At 60.0% G+C, this 22,402-nt stretch carries 19 protein-coding genes; 7 read left to right on the top strand and 12 right to left on the bottom strand.

All coding sequences use genetic code 11. From position 1 onward, the window contains the following. Positions 1-20: 20 nt before the first annotated feature. The 3 genes from antC to antA are packed head-to-tail and all read right to left on the bottom strand — an operon-like array spanning position 21 to position 2,944. Positions 21-1,043 (bottom strand): anthranilate 1,2-dioxygenase electron transfer component AntC, encoded by a 1,023-nt coding sequence (gene antC / locus AC3ITY_RS20335; RefSeq protein ID WP_489304568.1) that lies wholly within the window; start codon positions 1,041-1,043, stop codon positions 21-23. 18 nt (positions 1,044-1,061) lie between these two features. Continuing rightward, on the bottom strand, positions 1,062-1,553 hold the full coding sequence (gene antB / locus AC3ITY_RS20330; RefSeq protein WP_489310957.1) for an anthranilate 1,2-dioxygenase small subunit: 492 nt from the start codon (positions 1,551-1,553) through the stop codon (positions 1,062-1,064). Then, a complete protein-coding gene (gene antA, locus AC3ITY_RS20325) occupies positions 1,553-2,944 on the bottom strand; it encodes an anthranilate 1,2-dioxygenase large subunit (protein ID WP_489304567.1) in 1,392 nt (463 codons plus the stop codon). The genes antB and antA overlap by 1 nt, the downstream gene beginning before the upstream one ends. Before the next feature lie 369 nt (positions 2,945-3,313). Between antA and AC3ITY_RS20320 the strand changes: the two genes are divergently transcribed. Beyond that, entirely contained in the window at positions 3,314-4,327 is a 1,014-nt protein-coding gene (locus AC3ITY_RS20320; RefSeq protein WP_489304566.1) for an AraC family transcriptional regulator, read from the top strand. Between the two features lie 15 nt (positions 4,328-4,342). Here the strand turns inward: AC3ITY_RS20320 and AC3ITY_RS20315 are convergent, their stop codons facing one another. Next, positions 4,343-4,816 carry an Lrp/AsnC family transcriptional regulator gene (locus tag AC3ITY_RS20315; RefSeq protein ID WP_108218106.1) on the bottom strand — a complete coding sequence of 158 codons (474 nt, stop codon included), beginning with the start codon at positions 4,814-4,816 and terminating at the stop codon, positions 4,343-4,345. 209 nt (positions 4,817-5,025) lie between these two features. On the opposite strand from AC3ITY_RS20315, the gene kynU reads away from it, so the two are divergent. The 3 genes from kynU to AC3ITY_RS20300 all read left to right on the top strand — a co-directional run bounded on the left by kynU (position 5,026) and on the right by AC3ITY_RS20300 (position 9,187). Further along, the gene (gene kynU / locus AC3ITY_RS20310; RefSeq protein WP_489304565.1) at positions 5,026-6,276 is read left to right on the top strand and encodes a kynureninase; all 1,251 of its coding nucleotides are present in this window, start codon (positions 5,026-5,028) and stop codon (positions 6,274-6,276) included. A 102-nt stretch (positions 6,277-6,378) separates the two neighbouring features. Then, entirely contained in the window at positions 6,379-7,692 is a 1,314-nt protein-coding gene (locus AC3ITY_RS20305) for an OprD family porin (protein WP_489304564.1), read from the top strand. A gap of 85 nt (positions 7,693-7,777) precedes the next feature. Beyond that, on the top strand, positions 7,778-9,187 hold the full coding sequence (locus AC3ITY_RS20300) for an amino acid permease (RefSeq protein ID WP_489304563.1): 1,410 nt from the start codon (positions 7,778-7,780) through the stop codon (positions 9,185-9,187). A 371-nt stretch (positions 9,188-9,558) separates the two neighbouring features. Here AC3ITY_RS20300 and AC3ITY_RS20295 read toward each other — a convergent pair whose 3' ends face one another. Beyond that, positions 9,559-10,506: an RnfABCDGE type electron transport complex subunit D gene (locus AC3ITY_RS20295; RefSeq protein WP_489304562.1), complete on the bottom strand. Its 948-nt coding sequence runs from the start codon at positions 10,504-10,506 to the stop codon at positions 9,559-9,561. Further along, on the bottom strand, positions 10,503-11,903 hold the full coding sequence (gene rsxC, locus AC3ITY_RS20290; RefSeq protein WP_489304561.1) for an electron transport complex subunit RsxC: 1,401 nt from the start codon (positions 11,901-11,903) through the stop codon (positions 10,503-10,505). The genes AC3ITY_RS20295 and rsxC overlap by 4 nt, the downstream gene beginning before the upstream one ends. Before the next feature lie 360 nt (positions 11,904-12,263). Here rsxC and AC3ITY_RS20285 point away from each other — a divergent pair, with 360 nt between their 5' ends. After that, a complete protein-coding gene (locus AC3ITY_RS20285; RefSeq protein ID WP_489304560.1) occupies positions 12,264-13,277 on the top strand; it encodes an FAD:protein FMN transferase in 1,014 nt (337 codons plus the stop codon). A 350-nt stretch (positions 13,278-13,627) separates the two neighbouring features. On the opposite strand, the gene AC3ITY_RS20280 is transcribed toward AC3ITY_RS20285, so the two are convergent. The 4 genes from AC3ITY_RS20280 to AC3ITY_RS20265 all read right to left on the bottom strand — a co-directional run bounded on the left by AC3ITY_RS20280 (position 13,628) and on the right by AC3ITY_RS20265 (position 18,335). Further along, complete coding sequence (locus AC3ITY_RS20280) at positions 13,628-15,346, bottom strand: FAD-dependent oxidoreductase (protein ID WP_489304559.1); 1,719 nt, start codon at positions 15,344-15,346, stop codon at positions 13,628-13,630. A 72-nt stretch (positions 15,347-15,418) separates the two neighbouring features. After that, the gene (locus AC3ITY_RS20275; RefSeq protein ID WP_489304558.1) at positions 15,419-15,739 is read right to left on the bottom strand and encodes an NIPSNAP family protein; all 321 of its coding nucleotides are present in this window, start codon (positions 15,737-15,739) and stop codon (positions 15,419-15,421) included. Beyond that, the gene (locus AC3ITY_RS20270) at positions 15,708-17,483 is read right to left on the bottom strand and encodes an FAD-dependent oxidoreductase (protein WP_489304557.1); all 1,776 of its coding nucleotides are present in this window, start codon (positions 17,481-17,483) and stop codon (positions 15,708-15,710) included. The genes AC3ITY_RS20275 and AC3ITY_RS20270 overlap by 32 nt, the downstream gene beginning before the upstream one ends. Before the next feature lie 33 nt (positions 17,484-17,516). Beyond that, complete coding sequence (locus tag AC3ITY_RS20265; protein ID WP_489304556.1) at positions 17,517-18,335, bottom strand: shikimate dehydrogenase family protein; 819 nt, start codon at positions 18,333-18,335, stop codon at positions 17,517-17,519. Positions 18,336-18,481: 146 nt separating this feature from the next. Between AC3ITY_RS20265 and AC3ITY_RS20260 the strand changes: the two genes are divergently transcribed. Next, on the top strand, positions 18,482-19,255 hold the full coding sequence (locus AC3ITY_RS20260; RefSeq protein WP_489304555.1) for an IclR family transcriptional regulator domain-containing protein: 774 nt from the start codon (positions 18,482-18,484) through the stop codon (positions 19,253-19,255). A 256-nt stretch (positions 19,256-19,511) separates the two neighbouring features. Here AC3ITY_RS20260 and AC3ITY_RS20255 read toward each other — a convergent pair whose 3' ends face one another. Continuing rightward, positions 19,512-20,885 (bottom strand): transposase, encoded by a 1,374-nt coding sequence (locus tag AC3ITY_RS20255; protein WP_489304554.1) that lies wholly within the window; start codon positions 20,883-20,885, stop codon positions 19,512-19,514. Positions 20,886-21,240: 355 nt separating this feature from the next. Beyond that, positions 21,241-21,906: a LuxR C-terminal-related transcriptional regulator gene (locus tag AC3ITY_RS20250; RefSeq protein WP_489304553.1), complete on the bottom strand. Its 666-nt coding sequence runs from the start codon at positions 21,904-21,906 to the stop codon at positions 21,241-21,243. Positions 21,907-22,109: 203 nt separating this feature from the next. Here AC3ITY_RS20250 and AC3ITY_RS20245 point away from each other — a divergent pair, with 203 nt between their 5' ends. Then, complete coding sequence (locus tag AC3ITY_RS20245) at positions 22,110-22,397, top strand: PilZ domain-containing protein (RefSeq protein WP_489304552.1); 288 nt, start codon at positions 22,110-22,112, stop codon at positions 22,395-22,397. The last annotated feature ends 5 nt before the right edge of the window (positions 22,398-22,402 follow it).

The following is a 22,402-nucleotide window of genomic DNA, read 5'->3' as shown; positions in this document are numbered from 1 at the left end:
CCCCCTTCGGGTGAGCGGTGTCAGGCATTACTCTCGGTGAATTTTTCGTAGTACAGCTGCACGCTGTCCAGTGCCTGTGCCTGCAGCCAGGTCTTGATCGACTCCACCATCGGCGGCGGCCCGCAGACGTACATGTCGACCTGGTCATCGCGCAGTTCAGCGATGTCGAAGTGTTCGGCAATGTAGCCGCGCTTGCCAGTCCAGTGTGGCGACGGTTCGCTGACCACCTCGGTGTAGCGAAACCCGGGTATGCGCTGTTCATATGCTTTGATGCGCGCCTGTTCGCACAGGTCGGCCGCATCGCGCACTCCGTAGTACAAGTGCACGGGCTGCTCGCAGCCGCGCTCGGCGAGTTCGTCGAGCATGCCCAGCAATGCCGAAAGACCGGTGCCACCGGCCACCAGGATCAGTGGCCTGGCGACGTGTCGCAGATAAAAAGCCCCCAGCGGTGCCTCCAAGGCGATTTCGTCGCCCACCTGGCAGCGTTCGCGGATGTAGTTGCTCATCACCCCGTCGGGAAGCAGGCGAATCAGGAATTGCAGCTCATTACTGACGCTCGGCCGATTGGCGAACGAGTAGGAACGCTTGTTCTCGGTCCCCGGAATCGACAGCCGGGCGTATTGTCCTGGCAGATAATCCAGCGACTGGCCCGCATTGCCCAGGTTCAGATGCAGGATCGCCGTGCTGGCCGACACCTGCTTGACATCGGTGACGGTTGCCCTGAGTTGATCGGGGCCGGCGGCGTTGCACAGGCTGGACGCGAAGTCGAAATAGAACGCGGCGTCGGATTTGACCCGTGTCTGGCAGGTGAGCATTTTGCGTTGTTGCAGGTCCTGGCTGGAGAGGGCTTCCTCATCCACATAGTCCTGGCTGTAATCGCCTGACTCGCAACGCCCCTGGCAGGTTCCGCAGACGCCTTCGCGGCAATCCAGGGGAATGTTGATGCCATTGCGCAGGGCGGCGTCGAGCAGAATTTCGTTGGGTTGCACGGGAAAGAACAGCGTTTTGCCGTCGGCAAAGCTGAACGCGACCTTATGGTTCATGCCCCGGTCTCCTTGGATTCACAGGTGGTAGAAATCGAGTACCGAGTTGATGGTGTCGTTGAGCAGCAACACGTGCTTGCGGGTGATCAGCCAACTATCGACGTGGGGCGTGAGGTGATAGGTCGCGCGGCCATAAAACTGCTCGGATGTCGCCAGGCGGTAGTACAGCGTGTGCCAGTTCAGGCGTACCTCCAGCTCGCCGTTTGCAAGGGCGCCGATCCGCACGTTGCTGATCTGATGCAGGGTGCGCGGCATCGGCGTCGAGGACGCGGACTTGCCGGTGCGCAGGCGGAACACGCGGTCTTCCAGGCCTGAACGGTTGGGGTAATAGATCAGCGACATTTCGCGCTTGGGGTCGCGGGTGTAGACGTGTTCGGAGTCCCATTGCGGCAAGTGGAACTCGCTGTACTCGGCGAACAGCTGGATGTAGGCATCCCAGTCCTGGGCGTCGCACAGTTCGGATTTGCGATAGAAAAACTGTTCGATCTGGTACTGCAATTGCGCATTCATCATTGCACCTCACGGAGTTTCAGGGATTTCGCGTCCAGGCCATCGAGCAGGAATTTCTGCCAGTTGCTGTGCTGATTGACGTAAAGCCCTTCGTGGGTGAATTCAGTGCCGGTCATGGCCGGGGCAATGCCGATCGCCTCGCTGTTGGGCGTGGCGCCGCTGGCCCAGCGGTGACTGCCGCGGGAGATGTCGCTCCAGCGCTCAAGGCGCGCCTGGAAACCACGCTGGGCTTCACGGAACTCCACCAGGTCATCCGGTGTGCCCAGGCCCGAGACGTTGAAGAAGTCCTCGAACTGGCGAATGCGGTTTTCGCGGTCGGCATCCGACTCGTTCTTGACCCCCAGGCACTGGCTGATGATTTCGGTCTTGTTCCACGCCACCGGACGGATGATGCGCAGTTGCGAGCTGATCTGATCGAGGAAAAACAGGCTCGGATAGATGTTCAGGTTGCGCAGGCGATGCATCATCCATTCGGCCTTTTGCTGGCCGTGTTCTTCGATCAGGCGCGGCATGATGGTCGCGTAGCCGGAGCGTACCGACGGGTTTGGCATGTCGCTGAACAACAGGCTGTGGCCGTTATCGAACGCGAACCAGCCGTCATCGGTATTGGCGTCGCCGGCGCCGAGCTTGCTGTAGTCGAGGGTGCCGCTGGCGGCGGTGCCGTTCTCGCTGTTGACGTGCTGGCGATGCTGCACCGTGGCCACATAGTTGTAGTGGACGGTGCTGACGTGATAACCGTCGAGGCCGTTTTCGTTTTGCAGTTTCCAGTTGCCGTCGTAGGTGTACGCCGACTTGCCGGGCAGCACTTCCAGCTCACCAGTCGGCGACTGGGCGACCATCATGTCGAAGAACACTTTGGCGTCGCCGAGGAAGTCTTCCAGGCTGTTGTCGGCCTGCACATCAAGGCTGATGAACACGAATCCCTTGTAGCTCTGGATGCGGGCTTTTTTCAGGCCGCGGGTGGCTTTGTCGAAGCCTTCCGGGTACTCGCCCGGTGCCTTGACCTTGACCAGGCGGCCATCGCTTTTGTAGCACCAGGCATGGAAGGGGCAGGTGAAGGTCGACTGGTTGCCCTTGCCGACGCGGGTCAGCGTCGTGCCGCGATGCTGACAGGCATTGATCAGTGCATTGAGCTTACCGTCACCGTCGCGGGTGATGATCATCGGCTGGCGGCCGGCGCGCATAGTCACGAAGTCGTGGTTGTTGGCCAGCTCGCTTTCGTGGCAGGCGTAGATCCAGTTCTTCTCGAAGATCAGTTCCATTTCCAGATCGAACAGCTGTGGTTCGGTGAAAATGTCCCGGGCGATGCGGAATACGCCTTCTGCAGGGCGGAAGTCCAGGCAGCTTTCGATAAACGTTTTCCATTGCTCGACGTTTTTTTCGCCACTCATGGTATGCACCTTTTTTTATTGGGCTAATCGGTGTGTTTATTAGAGAAGCGAGGAGGGGCGACGGTCTATCCGCTTAGTTGGCGAAGGCAGTCCATAAAGTTTGGGGGTAACACTCAGGGGGCGGGCTGGGCAGCGAATACCCAGCGGCCATGCAGCAGGCGATAAACGGCTGCTGCGGGTGGTGAGAATCAGATACTGTTCAAGCAGGCGTTGAATACCTATTGATGGCATTTTCCGGCTCGCGTTATCCACTTAATCGGCGATTGCTATCCACTGGGTCAGCGCCGTCGTCTTGTGGCTTTAAACTTGCCTTCGCAAGCCAGATACGCGCCATCAGAGCGCGCCGAAAAAAACCTTGAGTGCACCCTGATGAGCAGCAAAGTGGACCCGCAGTTTCGCGACATTCGTGTCGACAGCGATGACCTGGAGGCCGCCAGAAGCTGGATGTCCGGTATCTGCGGACCCCATCGGCTGGTGAGCGCGAACCCCGAACGGATCCGTTTTCATCACAACGCCAACATGTTCAAGTCGATGGCCACCACCCTGGGCACTATCGAATACGGTACCGATGTCACCATCGATATCGAGGACGCCGAACACTTCAGCAGCTACAGCCTGAGCTTGCCGCTGGTGGGTGAACAGGAGCTGAGCAAGGCTGGCAGCGTGGTCAGGTCCGACCGTGATCAAGGGGTCATCATTTCCCCCAATGAACACCAGCTGCTGGCGATTTCCGGTGACTGTCGCAAGGTTCAGGTGGTGATTACCCGAGTGGCGATGAGCGAGGCTCTGGAGGGGATGCTGCAACGGCCTCTGGATTCGCCGCTGCGCTTCGAACCGATGATGGATGCGATCGATGGGCCATCGGCGTCGTGGTGGCGCATGGCGCGTTACTTCATCGACGAGATGGAACGCAGCAGTGAACTCTTCGAGCAGGTGGCTTTCACCCGGGACATTGAAAGCTCGCTGATCAAAGGCTTGATCCTTGCCCAGCCAAACAACTACTCGCAGGAACTGCGGGACGCGCTGGGGGTGAAGTTGCCGCACTACCTGGTCAGGGCCCGGCAATACATTCACGACAACGCCCGGGAAGCGCTGCATCTGGAGGACATCGAAGCCGCTGCCGGCGTTTCGCGCTTCAAGTTGTTCGACGCGTTCAAGAAGTACTTCGCCCTGTCGCCGATGGCCTACCTGAAAAAGTATCGCTTGAACGCCGTCCGCCAGGAGATTCTCGAGCACGGCACGGCACGCAGTATTTCCGGGATAGCCATGGGCTGGGGGTTCATGCACCTGGGCCGTTTTTCCACCGAGTACCGCAAGCTGTTCGACGAAACCCCGAGCATGACCTTGCAGCGCAACGAAGCCCGGCGCCAGCAGGGACTTTGACGGGACGCCGCGGCCTTACTTGCGCACCACCAGATCAAGCAATTGCTCGCGCTCCTTGATTTTCTGCAGGACGATTTCCGAACGTATATCGGTGACGCCGGCGGTGCGGTTGAGGTGATTGACGATGAAATCCGAGAAGTGCTTGAGGTTGCGGGCCTGGACCCGCAACACATAGTTGCTCGCCCCGGTAACGACATACGCGGTGACCACCTCCGGCCACTGCTGCACCTTCTTGATGAAGGTCTCGTGCCAGTCCTCGACGTCCTGTCGCAACGACACATGGACGATGGCTTCCAGCTCAATGCCCAGCCGCTCGGCATTCAGCACCGCGCGATAGCCGGTGATGATCCCTTCGCTTTCCAGCAGGCGTAAACGTCGCAGACAAGCCGAGGGAGACAAGGCGACTTTCTCCGCCAATTCCTGATTGCTGATACGGCCATCCTGTTGCAATTGATGCAGGATTCTCAGGTCTGTCGAGTCAAGATTCATGGTTTGAATAAATCCGCGTTTATTGGGGTTTGCTTCGAATATTCTGCGAAATAACTACTACATGACTGGTTACTTTGCACGAAAATTCTTCAAGGGTTCGTTCATTATCTCTCCATCGAAAGGCAAGTGAATCGCCTTGAATCAGGGCGCCTGAACCGGCTGATGCAACCTGCCCGGATGGCGTCGCATAACAAAAAACAGGACACCCGATGACGACAAGAAACAGTTGCCTGGCGCTTGATGCCCAGGACGCGCTGGCGCCCCTGCGCCAGCAATTTGCGCTCCCCGAAGGGATTATCTATCTCGATGGCAATTCCCTGGGCGCGCGGCCGGTCGCTGCATTGGCGCGGGCGCAAGCGGTGGTCGCCGAGGAATGGGGCAATGGCTTGATCCGCAGCTGGAACAGCGCAGGCTGGTGCGAGCTGTCCGAGCGTTTGGGCAATCGCCTGGCGGGTTTGATCGGTGCGGGGGAGGGTGAAGTGGTGGTGACCGATACCACCTCGATCAACCTGTTCAAAGTGCTGAGCGCTGCCTTGCGCGTACAGGCTACAAGGTCGCCGCAGCGGCGAGTGATCGTCAGCGAGTCGAGCAATTTCCCCACCGACCTGTACATCGCCGAAGGCCTCGCGCAAATGCTGCAACAGGGGTACACCCTGCGTCTGGTCGACAGTCCTGAAGCTTTGCCGCAAGCGATTGACCAGGACACGGCAGTGGTCATGCTCACCCACGTCAATTATAAGACCGGCTACATGCACGACATGCAGGCCTTGACCGCGCTGACCCACGAATGTGGCGCGCTGGCCATCTGGGACCTGGCCCATTCCGCCGGCGCGGTACCGGTTGACCTGCACCAGGCGGGTGCCGACTACGCCATCGGCTGCACCTACAAGTACCTCAATGGCGGGCCAGGCTCGCAAGCATTTGTCTGGGTTTCGCCACAGTTGTGCGATCTGGTGCCGCAGCCCTTGTCCGGCTGGTTCGGCCATTCGCGCCAATTCGCCATGGAGTCGCATTACGAGCCGTGCAGCGGCATCGCCCGCTACCTGTGCGGCACCCAACCGATTACCTCATTGGCGATGGTCGAGTGCGGCCTGGATGTGTTCGCCCAGACCGACATGACCAGTTTGCGCCGCAAATCCCTGGCCCTGACGGACTTGTTCATCGAATTGGTCGAGCAGCGTTGCGCAGCTCATGAACTGAAGTTGATCACACCGCGTGAGCACGCCAAACGTGGCAGCCACGTCAGCTTCGAACACCCTGAAGGTTATGCGGTGATCCAGGCCCTGATCGAGCGGGGTGTGATTGGTGACTACCGCGAGCCGCGCATCATGCGTTTCGGTTTCACCCCGCTGTACACGACCTTCACCGAAGTCTGGGATGCGGTACAGATCCTCGGCGAGATCCTTGACCGGAACACCTGGTCGCAAGCGCAATTCCAGGTTCGCCACAGCGTGACCTGAACCCTCACACATCCGATTCCTGCCGCAGGATTTTCTCCGCGGCAGGGCTTCGGCCGCCGGCAATAACCAGTTCTGCAATCACAATAATAAGGAGCACGCAGAATGAAACTGTCCCTCTGGCCTGCCTTGCCGCTCGCCATCTCCAGTTGCCTTGGCCAAATGGCCTGTGCCGCTTCTGACAACGGATTTGTCGAAGACAGCAGCCTGACCCTGACTAACCGTAACTTCTATTTTTACCGCAATAACCTCAACAACCCGGGCGGCCAGAACTACCGGGACGAGTGGGCCCACGGGATCATGCTCGATTACCGCTCCGGCTACACCCAGGGAACCGTGGGTTTCGGGGTCGATGCCTATGCGCAGTTGGGTCTCAAGCTCGACAGTGGCAAGGGACGCACGGGCACGGGTTTGCTGCCGGTCGATTCCGATGGCCGTCCCGAGGATGAGTACTCCGAAGCGGGTGGCGCGGTGAAGGCGCGGATTTCGCAGACCGAGCTCAAGTACGGCAACCTGACCCCACTCAACCCGGTATTCGGCACCGGCAATGCGCGACTGTTCACCAGCGTTGCCACCGGCTTTCAGCTGACCAGCAATGAACTCAAGGCATTGCAACTGGACATTGGTCACTTCACCGCCGGCAACGACAGTAACTCGACCAATGCCAATGGCGCGCTTAAAGCGCTGTACGCCGGCGTGGAAACCCGCAGCGTCGATTATCTGGGCGGCAGTTACGCCCTGAGCGATCAACTGAGTGTCAGCCTGTATGGTTCGCAGTTCACCGACATCTGGCGCCAGTACTACGGCAATGCCAACTACACCTATGCCCTTGGTGAAGGCCAGTCGCTGAACCTGGATTTCAATCTCTACCGCACCAACGACAGCGGCCAGAGCCTGGCCGGCAAGATCGACAACACCACCTGGTCGCTGTCCACCGCGTACAGGTTCGGTGCCCATCGAGTGACCCTGGCGTACCAGCGGGTCGATGGCGATGAGCCGTTCGATTACCTGGGGTTCGATCAGCAACCGGGCACCTCGATCTTTCTCGCCAACTCGATTCAGGTCCTCGACTTCAACGCCCCCAACGAACGCTCCTGGCAACTGCGTTATGACCTGGACATGGCGCCTTTCGGCGTACCGGGCCTGAGCTTCATGTCGCGTTACGTCAGTGGTGACCACATCGATGACAGCCATTACGACGGCGGCCCCAATGGCGCCTATGGACGTTACGGCGATGACGGCAAGCGCTGGGAGCGCGACCTCGAGGCGCGCTATGTCGTGCAGTCGGGCAAGGCCAGGGACCTTTCAATACGCGTGCGTCAGGCCAGTGTGCGTTCCACCGCGCAGGTCGCCCGTGCCGACACCACCGACAACAACGAAGTGCGGGTGATCATCGAGTATCCACTGAGTATTTTCTGATCCGTGTCCTGCTGTGCGTGGCTGATCCCCACCGTTAAACCTACGACGTGCTCTTCAAGAAAGACAAAATCCAGAGGACATAAAAATGACCGATAACTCCGGTTTCGAAACGATATCCAAGCGTGAACACGGCCTGCGGCGTCAGCTGACGTCGGGGCAGATGAGCATGATCGCCATTGGCGGTGCAATCGGCACCGGGCTGTTCATGGGCAGCGCCTATGCCATCGGCTATGCCGGGCCGAGCGTGTTGCTCAGCTACGCCATCGGCGCAATCATCACCTTGCTGCTGATGGGCTGCCTGGCGGAAATGACCGTGGCCCATTCGACCTCGGGTTCGTTCGGTGCCTACGCCGAATTTTATGTCAGCCCGCTGGCCGGGTTCCTGGTGCGCTATGCCTATTGGGCGGCGATTGTGCTGGCGGTGGGCACGGAAGTGACGGCGGTGGCGATGTACATGAAGTACTGGTTTGCCAACGTGCCGGAGTGGATATGGATCCTCTCGTTCTCCAGCGTGCTGATCGTGCTCAATGCCATCAGCGTGAAGACCTTCGGCACCTTCGAGTACTGGTTCTCGACCATCAAGATCGGCGCGATTGTCGGCTTCATCATCCTGGCGGTGTATGTGGTGTTCGGTTCCGGCAATCCGCAATACGGCGTGCACAATTACACCGCTCACGGCGGTTTCTTCCCCAATGGTCTGCAAGGGATGTGGATAGCGGTGATCGTGTCGATCTTCAGCTACCTGAGCGTGGAGATGATCGCGGTGGCCGCCGGTGAGGCGAAAGACCCGGAACAAGCAGTGAAGAAAGCCTTTCGCGGGACTATCGTGCGCCTGGTGGTGTTCTACCTGCTGACCCTGGCGTTGATGCTGGCGATCGTGCCCTGGGTCCAGGCTGGCCATGCCCAGAGCCCGTTCGTCACGGTGATGCAAGCCATCGGCATTCCCGGCGCCACCGGCGTGATGAATTTCGTCATCCTGATTGCGGCGTTGTCAGCGATGAACAGCCAGTTGTACATCACCACGCGCATGATGTTCAGCCTGTCTCGTGCCGGTTACGCGCCAAAGTCGATGGGTGTGTTGAGCAAGACCGGGATCCCGCTGAACGCGCTGTTGCTCTCCAGCTCGGGTATCGCCCTGGCGACCTTGCTCAACATCCTGTACCCGGAAAGTTCGTTCACCCTGATGATGGCGATCTCGATGTTCGGCGCGATCTTTACCTGGTTCATGATCTTCCTCACGCACTTCTGTTTCCGTCGTTTTCACGAACGCAATGGCAACCGCAAACTGTCGTTCCGCATGCGCCTGTTCCCCTACAGCACATTGCTGGGGCTAGTACTGATGGGGGCGGTGATGATCACGACCTACTTCACTGAAGCCTTCAAGATGACCCTGGTATTCGGTGTGCCATTCCTGCTGGTGCTGTCGATTGTCTACGGTATTTTCTTCAGGAAAACCAGGGCGGTCACGGCGCTGAGTGCACAGCCCAAGCTATAGCCTGAAGGTCGTGCCGGGGCGGTGAAGTTCAGTCAGGTCGATGCCTGGGCAATGCCCGGAACCTGACGATGCGTCGCCCCGGGCTCGATCAGGTTTCGGATTGATACTCGGGTTGTTGTTGATTTTTCAGGGTGCATTTCAATGGCGGGTGTTGGCCGATTTCGGCCTGTCCCGACGGGACGTAATCGACCCAATATAGCTGCCCGTCAGGATCATTCTATGGTGTGAGCAATCCCAGTTCATGGGCTTCACGGCTGACGCTCATCTTTTCGTCAGCGAGTACGGGTGGGGGGGGCGCGTATCTAACCACGCAAGGTGTGTTGGGTACCCGCCGAAGAGGCGCGGGCTACTCGCTGCGCACGCTCTCAGTGTCAGGTGTTCGTATGTACGGGGCGCTGTATGTGCAGCACCAACCGGTCGATCTGCGGCACCAGCAGATTGGCGGCTAGCACGGCGAAGCAGAGACCATCGGCATAAAGCCCGAATTCGCGAATCAATTCAGTCAGCGCGCCAATGGCCGCGCCGAAGAGGATGCGACCGGCGCGTGTATCGGGACTGGTGACCGGATCGGTGGCGATGAAGAAGGCGGTGAAGAGATAGCCACCGAGACTGAGGCTGTACAGGCTTTCCTGTAGGCTATGGCCGGCTGCCATGCACAGCAATGCTGTGCTCGCGAGCATCGCCAGCGGAATCTCGATTCGGATCACCCGCAGGACTGCCAGTATCAAACCGCCGGCAATGTAGCCGTACCCCGACAGATTGGGGGTGATCAGTGTGAACTGGTTCTTGGCCAACTGAGTGGCGCCGGCGAACGCATCGAGGTTAAGGCGTGGCGCCAGCTGCAACTGTTGTAGAAGAACCGCCTTGGCGTCCAGGGTGAGAGTCCAGGGGGCATAGTTCGAAGGCGCTGGGTACAATTGCTGGTAGAAGCAGATAGCGATGATCCCCAGGCCAACCATGGCGGGGTTGAGGCGGTTGCGACCCAGGCCTCCACTGCCGTGTTTACACAGTGCGAGCGCGGCAAAACTGGCCAGGGCGATCATCCACAGCGGCACCAGCAGCGGCAATGCCCGAGCCAGTATCAGGCCTAGCACCAGCCAGCTCAGGTCGCTCAAACCCTCGCGGACATTACGTCCGCGCAGGCGCAGCAGGCCGGCTTCGAAGCCCAGGGCGAGCAGCACGCACCAGAAGGTCTGCAACCAGACCACGATGCCAAATTGCCAGGCGTACAGGGCGGTGCCCGGCAGGAGACACAGGCTGACCAACAGCATCATTGTGCGCAGTTGTCGGTGTGCGGTAGGACGGAGTATCAGGCTCATGCACGTAGCTCCGTCTTGCTCTGGCGGAAACGTTCGCGCAGCGGCAGATTGCTCGGGCAGGTGCTGCTGCAGCTGCCGCATTCGATACAGGCATCCAATCGCAGTTCCTGCAGGCTGGCCTTGTCAAGGCGTTCGGCAGCAGCGTAGAGATCCAGCGGTCTGAGCGACATCGGGCAGACATCCACACAGCGCGTACAGCGAATGCAACTGCCTGCGGGCTGAGGTGCCGGCAAGTAGCGCTCGGCGCCGAATATCAGGCAACTACTGGTCTTGCTGATGACGGCAGTGGGGTCCGGTAACGGCTGTCCCATCATCGGCCCGCCGACCTGGGTCAACTGGCCTTCGGGGGCCGCACCAGCAACTGCGCGCAGTGCGCTGACCGGGTAACCCACCGGCACCAGGACATTCCCGGGGCGCTCGCAGTCCCCGGTCAGCGTCAGCACGCGTCTTACCAGTGGTTCGCCGTGGAAGATGGCCCGGCCCAGTGCGTAGAGCGTCGCGACATTCAGCGCCAGTACGCCGATATCGGCGGGCAGGGTCCCTGGCGCCAGGTTGCGGCCACTAAGGCTCTTGATCATCAACGGCTGCCCCCCTGCCGGGTAACGCGCCGGTAGCGGACATATCTCGACCCGGGTGCGCGCCTGGCGAGCGGCGGCGCGTAACGCGGCCATCGCCTGAGGTTTGTTGGTTTCGATACCGAAGCGGGTCAGCGTTATCCCCATCAGTGCGGCGACATAGTCGGCGGCCTCGATCAGCGCCTCGGCACGTTCGCGCATGAGACGGTCATCGCAGGTAAGGAAGGGCTCGCATTCGGCACCGTTGATCAGCAGAAGATCGGGTTGCTGGGCGCCGGCCAGCTTGAGGGCCGTCGGGAAACCCGCCCCACCAAGGCCGACTATGCCCATCTGCAATGCTCGTTCGACCAGCGCCTCGGACGTTTGCGGTAGCCCCGGCACTGGGCATTCGATCCACTCATCCAGACCATCTGCGTTCAGAATGACGGCCATGACCGGCTCGGCCGAGTCGGCCGCGAAGGCGAGATCAATCCGTTCCACGATGCCGGAGGTGCTGGCATGCACCCAAGGGGTGTTGTCATCGCCAATACCGATCACCTCGCCCTTGCGCACATGCTGTCCCGGCTGCACGCAAGGCTGGACAGACCGGCGACCCCGCTCGAGCGGAATCGCCAGCTGTATGTTTTCGACCGCGACCGGGGCAACCGGCGTGGCGTTGGATAATTCTTTGTAGCCCCTGAGCTCGATCCCTCCGTGCCAACTACGCTGTGAGTGTGAGGCGATGGCCAGCAGGCTGCGCCAGAAGGGTTTCTGTTGCGGCTGACGCTGGGCGCGGACGCGGCTCTGCATGCGTTCGACGCTCTGCAGCGAATGGCTAGACATTTTCTGTCCTCCAATTTTTTGGCAAAAAACACCCCTATGCGCTAATGCACATAATGTTTTTTTTGCTTCCGGGACGTGGAGCGGAAAGGGAGGGGGACAATTGATCACCCGCGGAACTCAGAGTGCCGAATGGAGGTTTTGTTCATTTTTTGATCAGGCTTGCTGATGGACGGTTGGTCATCCCGTGCGGGAGCGTGGGAGCGGTCAGGCAGTGATCGGGGCGGGTAGCGCCAACGTGCGGGGCGTGCCGGGCGCTATTTCCGGCAATGCAGCTTTAATCTCTTGTAAGCAGTGGTGCCCGCAGCTTGGGTAAAAAAGCGCGCCGCGAAGGGGCAGCCGGGATCAGAGAGGTGTTGATTGATGCGCGTAAGCCTGCTGGTGATGCTGTTGACGTTGCTGTATGGCTGTGGCGAACGGATCGAGCGCGTTTCCGGACCGACCATGGGGAGCACTTATTCGATCCAGTACGTACCCGCCGCGCAGACGCCCGACTCGCAGCGAGTAAAGGCCGAAGTCGAGACGATACTCGGGGAGCTCGACCAGCAGTTTTCCAACTGGCGCGGCGACTCCGTGGTTTCCCGCTTCAACGATCTGCCGGCCGGCGCCTGTCAGGCGTTGCCGGAAGATATGCATCGCTTGCTGGCGTACGGTGAGTTTCTGTTCCGCGAGAGTGGTGGGGCTTTCGACCTGACGGTGCAGCCATTGATGAACCTCTGGGGCTTCGGTCCGCAGTCACGGGGGGAGCACTTGCCGGATGCTAGCGCGCTGGCACGGGAGCGGGCACGGGTAGGGCATCAGCACTTGCGCCTGGATGGCGAAAAGCTGTGCAAGGATGTGGCGGCGCAACTGGATTTCGACAGCATGGTCGCCGGCTATGCGGTGGATCGGGTCGGCGATAGGCTTTCGGCCCTGGGTATCCAGGCCTATCTGGTCGAGATCACCGGCGAACTCAAGGCGGTCGGCCGCAAGCCGGATGGCTCGCCCTGGCGCATCGCCCTGGAGGTGCCGAGCGGCGGACGCGAGCAGCAAGTGGAGCGCGCCATTGCACTGGATGGCTACAGCGTTTCCACCTCCGGCGATTATCGCAACTATTTCGAGGAAGGTGGCCAGCGCTATTCGCACACCTTCGATCCACGTGTAGGCAGGCCGGTGAAGCACGCGCTGGCGGCAGTGACGGTGGTCGACCCTTCGGGGCTGCATGCCGATGGCTTGTCTACGCTGTTGATGGTGCTCGGCCCGGAGGAAGGCTATGCCTTCGCCGAGCGGCATGACCTCGCTGCCTATTTCATCATGCGCCAGGGGCAGGGTTTCGTTGCCCGGGCGACGCCGCGATTCGAGTCGTTGTTTCCTGGGCAGGGCAAGACGAAGCAGTAGTTGAAGGAAGCCTCGCCTACCGGTCGACCAAGCGCTAATGCGCAGCGCTTCGCGGAGCGACCAGGATGGTGTCCACTTGAATAGGTGGACACCATCTTTTAGCTTGGCGGGGCCAGTGCAGACGGGATGCCCGGACGGTTACACTGATGAGGCCGGTATCACGGGTAGAAGATCTGGGGGCTTTCAGACGTTGTCGAACTGAATCGCCCCTGTTTCGTAGACACAACGGAATGGCTGTTTTTGGCCGATTACTGCCTATCGCAGAAGGGCTGCAGCCGACCGATTGTTGCCAGTCACGATCTATCCAAGTTGACTCCTTACAAAATCAGTTCGTTGCGTTCGTCTGCTGTTTACCAATCTGTCTGACCTGCAAGTGTCCTTCCTGCAATGAAACCGAACGTCATACCCGGCCCGAGGGTGATGCCACCACTGGGGTAGTAACCGTTCATGATGCTGTTCATGTCATTGCCCACGGCGAGCAATCCTGGAATCGGTGCTTCATCGTTGTCCAGTACCCGGGCACAGGCATCAGTCTTCAGTCCGGCGAAAGTACCGAGGCTGCCGGGAACCAGCTTCACGGCATAGAAAGGTCCCTGGCGCAGGCTGCCAAGGGAGGGGTTGGGACCATGGAGGGCTTCCCCCTGGTTTTTGTTGTACAGCGACTCACCGCGCCCAAATTCCGGATCGCAGCCTTTCTCTGCAAACTGATTGAAAGTATTGACCGTGGTTTCCAGTTGCGGGGCATCAATCCCGCACTGGCGTGCCAGTCCTGCCAGGGTCGCGTCCTTGAACAGATAGCCCCTGCGAACGTAGGACGCTGTCGGAAATGGAAAGGGTCTGGACCAGCCAAGGCCATAGCGCCGCTGGGCACGGTGGTCGCAAATCAGCCACGACACTGGGGGTTCTGCCGGTCCGCAGGCATCGAACAGTGCACACATATAGTCATGGTAGGAGTCAGCCTCGTTGACGAAGCGCCGACCATCCTGGCGTACCGCGAGAAAGCCCGGTTTCGCTCGCTCCATCAAATGTGGAAAGCCACTGAAGCCACCGTCCTCCCGCGACACGCGAGAGACCGGTGCCCACGCAGCGGCATGCGGCAGGTCGGATGCAATGCGAGCCCCGACGCTTTCACCCAGCCGCAGCCCATCGCCGGTATTGCCCTTGGGAGCAGCGCTCAAGTGACCGTTGCCATCAGGCGCATGGGCGAAGTGGCGGGCGATACGCTGCCGGTCATGGGGAAAACCGCCGCAAGCCAGCACCACACCCCGTCCCGCACGGATCTCGACCATGCGGCCGGCGCGTTCGATACGCGCGCCGACTACACGCTGATCTTCATGCAGCAGCTCATGTACCGGCGTATCGGTCAGCAGCCGGACGTTGCGATCCAGCGCGCTTTTCAGCAGTCGGGCGACCAGTGCATTGCCGTTCACCAGATGCATGCCCCGGCCGTGGCAGATCAGGTCACGGGCATGGCGCAGCAGGCGTTTGCCGGCGTACAGCATTGATCGTGCAGATCGGGTCGCATTGAGAAAATGATTGAGGTCGGCGCCACCGGCAATGCCCATGCCGGCGAGGCTGATGATGTCCAGCGGACGCCGCAGTTTTTTGATCCACGGCCCCAGGCGACGACCATCGAATGGCAGCGCGCAGACCGAGCGACCGCCTCTGGCGAAGCCTTCGCTGGCGTGAAAGTCAGGCATCTTGCTACCGGAAAAAAACCGCACTTCGGTATGGTGCTGAAAAAACTCGACCATCTTCGGGCCGTGTTCAAGGAACGTCTCCATGCGTGGGTCGAGCACATCGCTGTGCAGTTCATGACGCAGGTAGGTTCGCGCTTGTTCCAGTTCTTCAACGATCCCTTCGGCGACGGCCAACGGGTTGCGGGGAATCCACAGCCAGCCGCCGGACCAGGCGCTGGTGCCACCTAATACAGGTTCTTTTTCCACCACAATGACATTGAGGCCAAGCTCGGCGCAGGTTACGGCAGTCGCCAGGCCCGAAGCGCCGGAACCGATGACCAGGACATCACAGATAAGAGGGTCGACGTTCATCGACGGCAGGGCGCTCATGGCGACCTCCATAATTGTTTTTATCGGCGGTGCTGGCCGCTCCCCGATGGAAGCGGCGCAACGGGACAACGGTTATTTCAACGGTGAAAAATCGGTTGGGCGCAGCAGGCGTGATTCCAGGGTCACCACGGCGTCGAGTTCCTTATTCTGCCGGGCAAAGTCCTGCCAGCGCGGATCGGCGGCCATGGCATCGCGCCGGGCCATGCGATCGTCGAGGCTGGTGTAGGCCCAGATGTGCACCACCTGGTTGACCTCGCCGATTTCAGTGGTGAAGAAGCCGACCAGGTTGCCCAGGTGTTCCTGTTGCACGGCCAGCGCCGCGCTTTTGTACAGGCTCAGCCAGTCGCCGAGGCGGGTCGGTTTAATCGTGTAGGTGCGCAGTTCGTAATACATGCGGTTCTCCAGTGCGGGGTTCTTGAGTGGTGCTGTGGTCGAGGCGGGCGGCGATATCACTGGCGGCGAGGTAGCCGAATGTGATGCCCGGGCCGAGCGTGATGCCGGGGCCGGGGTAGGTGCCGTCCATGATTGAATTCATTTCGTTGCCGGCGGCGTACAAGCTAGGGATTGGTGCGCCGCTGCGGTCCAGGACATTGGCCTGGGCGTTGGTGACCAGCCCACGGGCGGAACCGAGGTCACCGGTAAACAGGCGAACGGCATAAAACGGCGCCTTGTGCAGCGGTTTCAGGCACGGGTTGGGACCGTGCTGCGGGTCGCCCATGTAGCGGTTGTAGGCGCTGCTGCCTTTGCCGAATTGATGATCGACGCCTTGGGCGGCATCGGCGTTGAATTGCTTCAGGGTCTGCTGCAGAGTCGTGGCGTCGATGCCCGCGATGAGGGCCAGTTCGTCGAGGCTATCTGCGCGCAACAGATAGCCGGCGTCGATCAATGCGCTGTTGTCGACCGGTCGCGGGCGGGCCAGGCCCATGCCGTAGCGGTTCAAGGCTTCGCTGTCACAGATCAGCCAGCAGGGCGCATTGGCGCCGCCGTTGGCGAACATGCCTTCGACAAAGCAGTGGTAGGAATCCGACTCATTGACGAAGCGCCGCCCGGCGCGGTTGACCGCGATCACGCCGGGTTTGGCGCGGTCGGTCACCAGATGCGGAAAGCGCTCGACGCTGCCGTCGGCCTTGTGCAACACCGAGACCGGCGCCCAGAAAAAGTTCGCCGAAAGGTTGTCGCCAATGGCGGCGTTGACCGAGGCGGCCAGCCGTTGTCCGTCACCGACGTTGGCGGGCGGCGACATGCTCCAGTGCTCCGACTCGCTGGCTGGCCGCTGTTCTGCGGCGTTTGCGCCGGCGGCAAAACCACCCATGGACAACACCACGCCACCCCGGGCGAACACCTTGCGGGTGTGTCCGCGCCAAGTGATCTGCACGCCTTTGATCGAACCCTGCTCAATCAGCAGCGCCTCGGGCGTCGCTTGCAGCCACACATCGACGCCATTGGCGAACGCGGTGGTGGCCAGCCGCGCGATCAAGGCATTGCCCACGGTCAGGCGGGTGCCGCGTGGATGGTTGAGACGGTCGACGGCATAGCGGCCCATCAGTCTCAGGCAGTGCCAGAGAGACTTCGGCGAGCGCTTGAAGCTGAGGAAGTGCTGGATGTCGACACGATTGACCATCATGCCGCCGAACAGCAGCATGCCGTCCGGTGGCCGTTTCAGGTCTTTGAAGTGTTCACCGAGCTTGCGCCCGTCGTACTCGTCGATTTCCAGTGCGCGGCCGGCCTGGGTGCCACCGGGCAAGTCCGGGTAATAGTCAGGCGACAGCGGCCGCAGGCTGTATTTGAGTTCGCTGTGGGTCTCCAGATAACGCAGGGCTTCGCGGCCGTTGTCGATGAAGGCATCGATCAACGCCGGGTTATAACCGGCGCCGATCACTTCCTTGAGATAGCGGCGCATCTGTTCGGCGCTCAACTGATGCCCGGCGGCCCGGGCCTGATCGGTGTCGTGCAGCCAGACCGCGCCGCCGGAGATCGCCGAGGTGCCGCCGAAGGCTTCGGTCTTTTCCACCAGCAAGACCTTGAGGCCGCGGCAACTGGCAGTCACCGCGGCGGCGAAACCGGCGGCGCCGCTGCCGAGGACGATAACGTCGTAGCCTGATTCGGCATCGGCGGGCTGGGTAGTCGTCATGTTCATTGTCTATCGCCTGTTGTGGACATGGCCGCAAGATCAGATCTGTAGCGGTGTCACGCCCATGAAGTGGCCGAGGTTGCCCAGTTGTGCCAAGGCCATTTCCGGCCCGGTCTGGATCGCGCAACCCCGGTGTCGGGCGAAGGCGAGAAACGGCGTCACGGCCGGCGAAGTCACGACATCGGCGACCAGCGTCGACCCTTGCAGGGTTTGCATCAGAGCTAGCGGCAACGGCATCGGGCCGTCATCGTTGGTGGCACCCATGCCCACCGGCGAGGCGTTGACGATCAAGTCGAAGTGTTCGAGCGAGGTGGGGTCGGTGCTGATCACGATCTCGGGAAAAGCCCCGCACAACAGTTCTCCAAGTACCTCGACACGCTCCGCGCTCAAGTCACTGATGACCAGATGACTGACCCCGGCCTGACACAGCGAGTAAGCAATCGCGCTGCCGACACCGCCGGTGCCGATCACCAGCGCCTGTTTGTCTTGCGGGATGAATCCCTGCTGGCGCGCAGCGCTCAGAAAGCCTTCACCGTCGACGATATCGCCGACCAGCCGGCCGTCGTTCTCGCGTCGGATCACATTGACCGAGCCCAGCGCTGCCGAGCGCTCGCTAAGGCCGTCGAGGCGACCGGCCAGCAGCTGTTTGTAGGGAACGGTGACTACGCAACCACGCAGGTTTTGCCAGCCGCGCAGGGTCTCAATGAAGTTCTGCAGGGCATTCGGCGCCAGGTCGATGGCCAGCATGGCAACGTTTTGCTGCTGGTCGGCGAACCAGCGATTGAAGTTTTCCGGTGATTTCACCTGGGCAACCGGTGAGCCGACGATGGCGACCAGTTCAGTCGAACCCTGAATCATTGTGATGTACCCGCTTATTGGCTGTGTTGTGCAGCCGATACTGCAAGCGTGGCGTGGGGTGAACAATCAAACGTAGGGGTGTTTACGTTGATAATCGCATCAATACTGCGATAATCGCACTCTTATCGGAAATCAGGCGCGAAACGATGAAGCAACCCACTATCCATCAACGGGATTTGATCGTCGGCCTGCAAAAGGGCTTGGCGCTGTTGCAGTTGTTTTCCCAGGAGCACCCGCGCCTGAGCGTGCCCGATGCGGCGCGCATGACCGGCATGACCCAGAGCGCCACGCGGCGTTTTTTGCTGACGCTGGTGCATGACGACTTCGCGCAGACCGATGGCCGCGATTACTGGTTGACCGCCAAGACCTTGCGCATCGGCCAGGCCTACGTCGATTCGGCGGTGTTGCCGCGCATGCTGCGACCGATCGTCGAACAGGTGGCTCGAACAACTCAAGAGCACGTATCGGTAGGCGTTCGCGATGGTGATGACATCGTGCATATAGTGCGCAGCCGCTACAGCCATATAACGTCGATGTCGATCCGCCCCGGCTCACGGGTGCCGATGTATTGTACGGGCAGCGGTCGCCTCTGGCTGGCGAGCCTCTCGGCGGATGCGCTCGACACCTATTTCGCCCGCAACCCACCACGGGCCATTACGCCTTACACCCTCACCGATGAAACACAGATCCGCAGCGAAGTCGCCTTGGCGGCGCAGCGTGGCTACGTGCTGGTGGATCAGGAATACGAAGTGGGCATGCGGGTTTTGAGTGTGCCGTTGATTGATCGGGCAGGGCAGTTGCAGGCGGCCTTGACGCTGACGACGCATGCGTCGCGCATGACCATCGAGGAAATGCGCGAGCGTTATCTGTCCGCATTGTATGAAGGTCAGGCATTGCTACGGCCAATCATGACACTCTAAGCGCTGGGTATTAGCATTACCTGCCGACGTTGGGTCGACATTTCCACAGAGCAATTTGGGCTGGATTTCTGCCATTCATGAAGGGCCGCAATTGGCCGATTCTGTTGAAAAAGTCGGATTTTCAGCTCACCTGAGCTCAGGCACGACCACCACCGGAGAACCTACTCACCACATTGAGTGGTTTCTCGGCCCTTCGTTGAGCTTTGTAGCTCGGTTATTGGGTTAGTTTGAGGTTTTTTGCTTCGTGCAGGCGCACCTATCCCGTAGAAGGTGGCCCTTGAGATGCAAGTTTGGCCAGACGTCGCAGGTTCTGTACCGCGGCCGCCAGCGTGAACTCATCGGACGCGCCACTCATGCCACGTAGTCGCAAGCGATCCAGTTTCAGGATGCGCTTGAGGTGGGCAAACAACATTTCGACCTTCTTACGTTCGTGGCGAGAACGCACGTACTCCGGCGTCGCCGCGATGCGTCGAGCCTCATCACGAGCGGCTTCATGGACGCTGCGGACGATCTTGCGAATCGAAGTGTTCGGGCAGCACTTGGCTTTCATCGGACATGTCGCGCAGTCGGTCTGTCTGGATCGGAAGATGATGGTGTTGGCTTTTGTGACGTGCGAACGCTCGTTCTTGAAGGCTCGCCATTCGCTGCGTAATACGTTGCCGGCTGGGCAGCGGTATTCCTCAGCCTCTTCATTCCAGTGGAAATCGTTACTCGAAAAGCTGTCGTTCTTGCGCTCAGTTTTGTCCCACACCGGCACATGCGGTTCGATGTCTTTTTCCTCCACCATCCAGGCCAGCATCGGCGCTGTGCCGTAAGCGGTGTCGCCAATGAGGCGCTCTGGCTTGATGTCGAACTGCGCTTCGACCCGATTAATCATCGTCTTGGTGCTCTCGACTTTTGCGGTTCGATGAGCCGGTGTGGGTTCCACATCCATGATCACGCCGTGCTCGGTATCGATCAGATAATTCGTGGAGTAAGCGTAGAAAGCTGGGCCGCCTGGAGCCGCGGTCCAGCGAGCCTGAGGATCCGTCAGCGACAGGCGCTTCGGTAGCGTTTCGGCCAAAGCCTCTTCATCGAGGCCTTCAAGGTACTCACGCACGGCGCGGGTGCTCAGGGCCGGATCGCTCCAGTTGATCGGTTCATCACCCGGTACGCCGCGCTGCCGACTCGCATCCGCTTTGATGATGCTGGCGTCCACGGCAAAGCCTTCGCCTTTAACCAGGCCGGCGTCCATGCAGCGACGCAGCACTTCATTGAACAACCAGCGAAACAGCTCACTGTCCCGAAAGCGGCCGTGTCGATTTTTGGAAAAGGTCGAGTGGTTGGGGACTTCATCTTCAAGGCTCAACCGGCAGAACCAGCGATACGCCAGGTTCAAATGGGCCTCTTCGCACAACCGCCGCTCGGAGCGAATGCCGTAGCAATAGCCCACGATCAGCATGCGGATCATCAGTTCAGGATCAATCGACGGACGCCCAATCGGGCTATAAAAATCGGCGAGGTAATGGCGCAGGTCGTTCAGATCAAGACACCGATCAATGCTGCGCAGAAGGTGATTGGCGGGAATGTGATCTTCAAGGTTGAACGAGTAAAACAGCCGCTCCTGCCCACTCGATAACTGTCCCATCATGCTGCGTGCTTCCCTGCTGGCCAATGCAGAGATTTTGCCGCAGGCCAGACAGGGGAGCTACTTTTTCAACAGAATCGGCCGGTTGCTGCCTGTCAACATTCAGCTAACCCCCATTGGCAAGTCGTGCCTATCGCTCGCCATCCGATTCCCAGCGCATGGTTTGCAATAACCTATTGCGAGAGCCTGGTCACCACCGATTGGAATGAAGTGGTGCGTCCCACTGTGGCCCTATGCAGGAGACTGGTGGGGTAGATCGGGTTCTTGATAGATCTGGAAAAAATCGGCGAATGACCTGCGCTGGAATTTCGGGACAAGGTCAGACTGCGGCAACACGCCGGGCATGTTGTTGCAGTCCTCAGTCGCCTGTGGAAAGCCCATGCTTGTGTGCGTAGGCGTACAGATCTACGCGGTTCGTCAGGCCCAGCTTGCTGTAGATCGATGTCAAATGGTTGCGTAGCGTGTGCTCGCTGATGTGCAGCTTCTCGGCCACCAACTTGCCGGGGGCAGAGGGGTCACTGGCCAGCGATGCAATGGTTTGCTGCTCGCGGCGCGTCAGCTTGGCGATTTTTTGTTGCTCCGGGTCTATATCGCGCTCGGTTTTCCTGCGCGCCAGTTCAAGGAAGATACGGCTGGTCGCATTGCGGTCAATCCAGAGTTCGCCTTCATGCACTTTTTCTATGGCTTTGAGCAATGTTGAAGCGGATGCCGACTCCCGCTTATCCACCACGCCACGTGCGCCCGCCAGCACCGCACTGTCATGCAGCGCCACGTCGCTCGACCCTGTCACTACCAGAATCTTGGCTTTGGTCCGGCTGTGCAGGTCGGCCAGCGACTCGATACAGTCCTCGCTGTCCAGGTCCAATACCACCACATCCGGCGCGTATTGGTGCAGCGAATGCAGGTATTGCGCCACCGACGCCACCGAACCCGCCAGCATCAACCTCGGTTGAGCGCTTTCCACCAGACGCTCAAGGCCCCAGGCCACGAGCGGTAGAGCTACTAACAGGACTTGAATTGGCATGCGGGTCGCTGCCTCTTTAGGCGGGTTGTGTTAGCTGATCATGATAGCAATCGTTGCAGCCTGTAGCTTTTTTCTATAGCGCTTCAGGCACCCCCTCCCATGACATTTGTCCCGTAAAGCCCTGTTTTCATGGGTGATTGACTCCCAGAAAAAAGGGATAGCGCTCCCATGTAAAAAACAGCGGTCGTTTTTAGACTGCAGCCATGAAAGACGCACACCGAATTGAGCCCCGTGAACAAGTCACCCTGTCGCTGCAACTGATCGGCGGGGGCAACGGTGTCACCCGTGACATCAGCGCCTCCGGTTTGTATTTCGAAACCGATAGTGAGCTGCAGGTGGGTAGTTTGATTGACTTCGAGATTGAGCTCGACACTCCCGGCGGCCCCATGAAGTTCAAGGCTCAAGGACAAATTGTGCGCATTGAGCCACAAGGCGGCAGGACCGGGGCGGGCGTGAAGCTGCTGGCCAGCCGGCTGGTGCCGGTGGAATGAGGTTT

The organism is Pseudomonas sp. GL_091 (assembly GCF_057837725.1).
The sequence above is the reverse complement of the archived record's forward strand: the minus strand, read 5'-3'. Positions and strand labels throughout refer to the sequence as shown.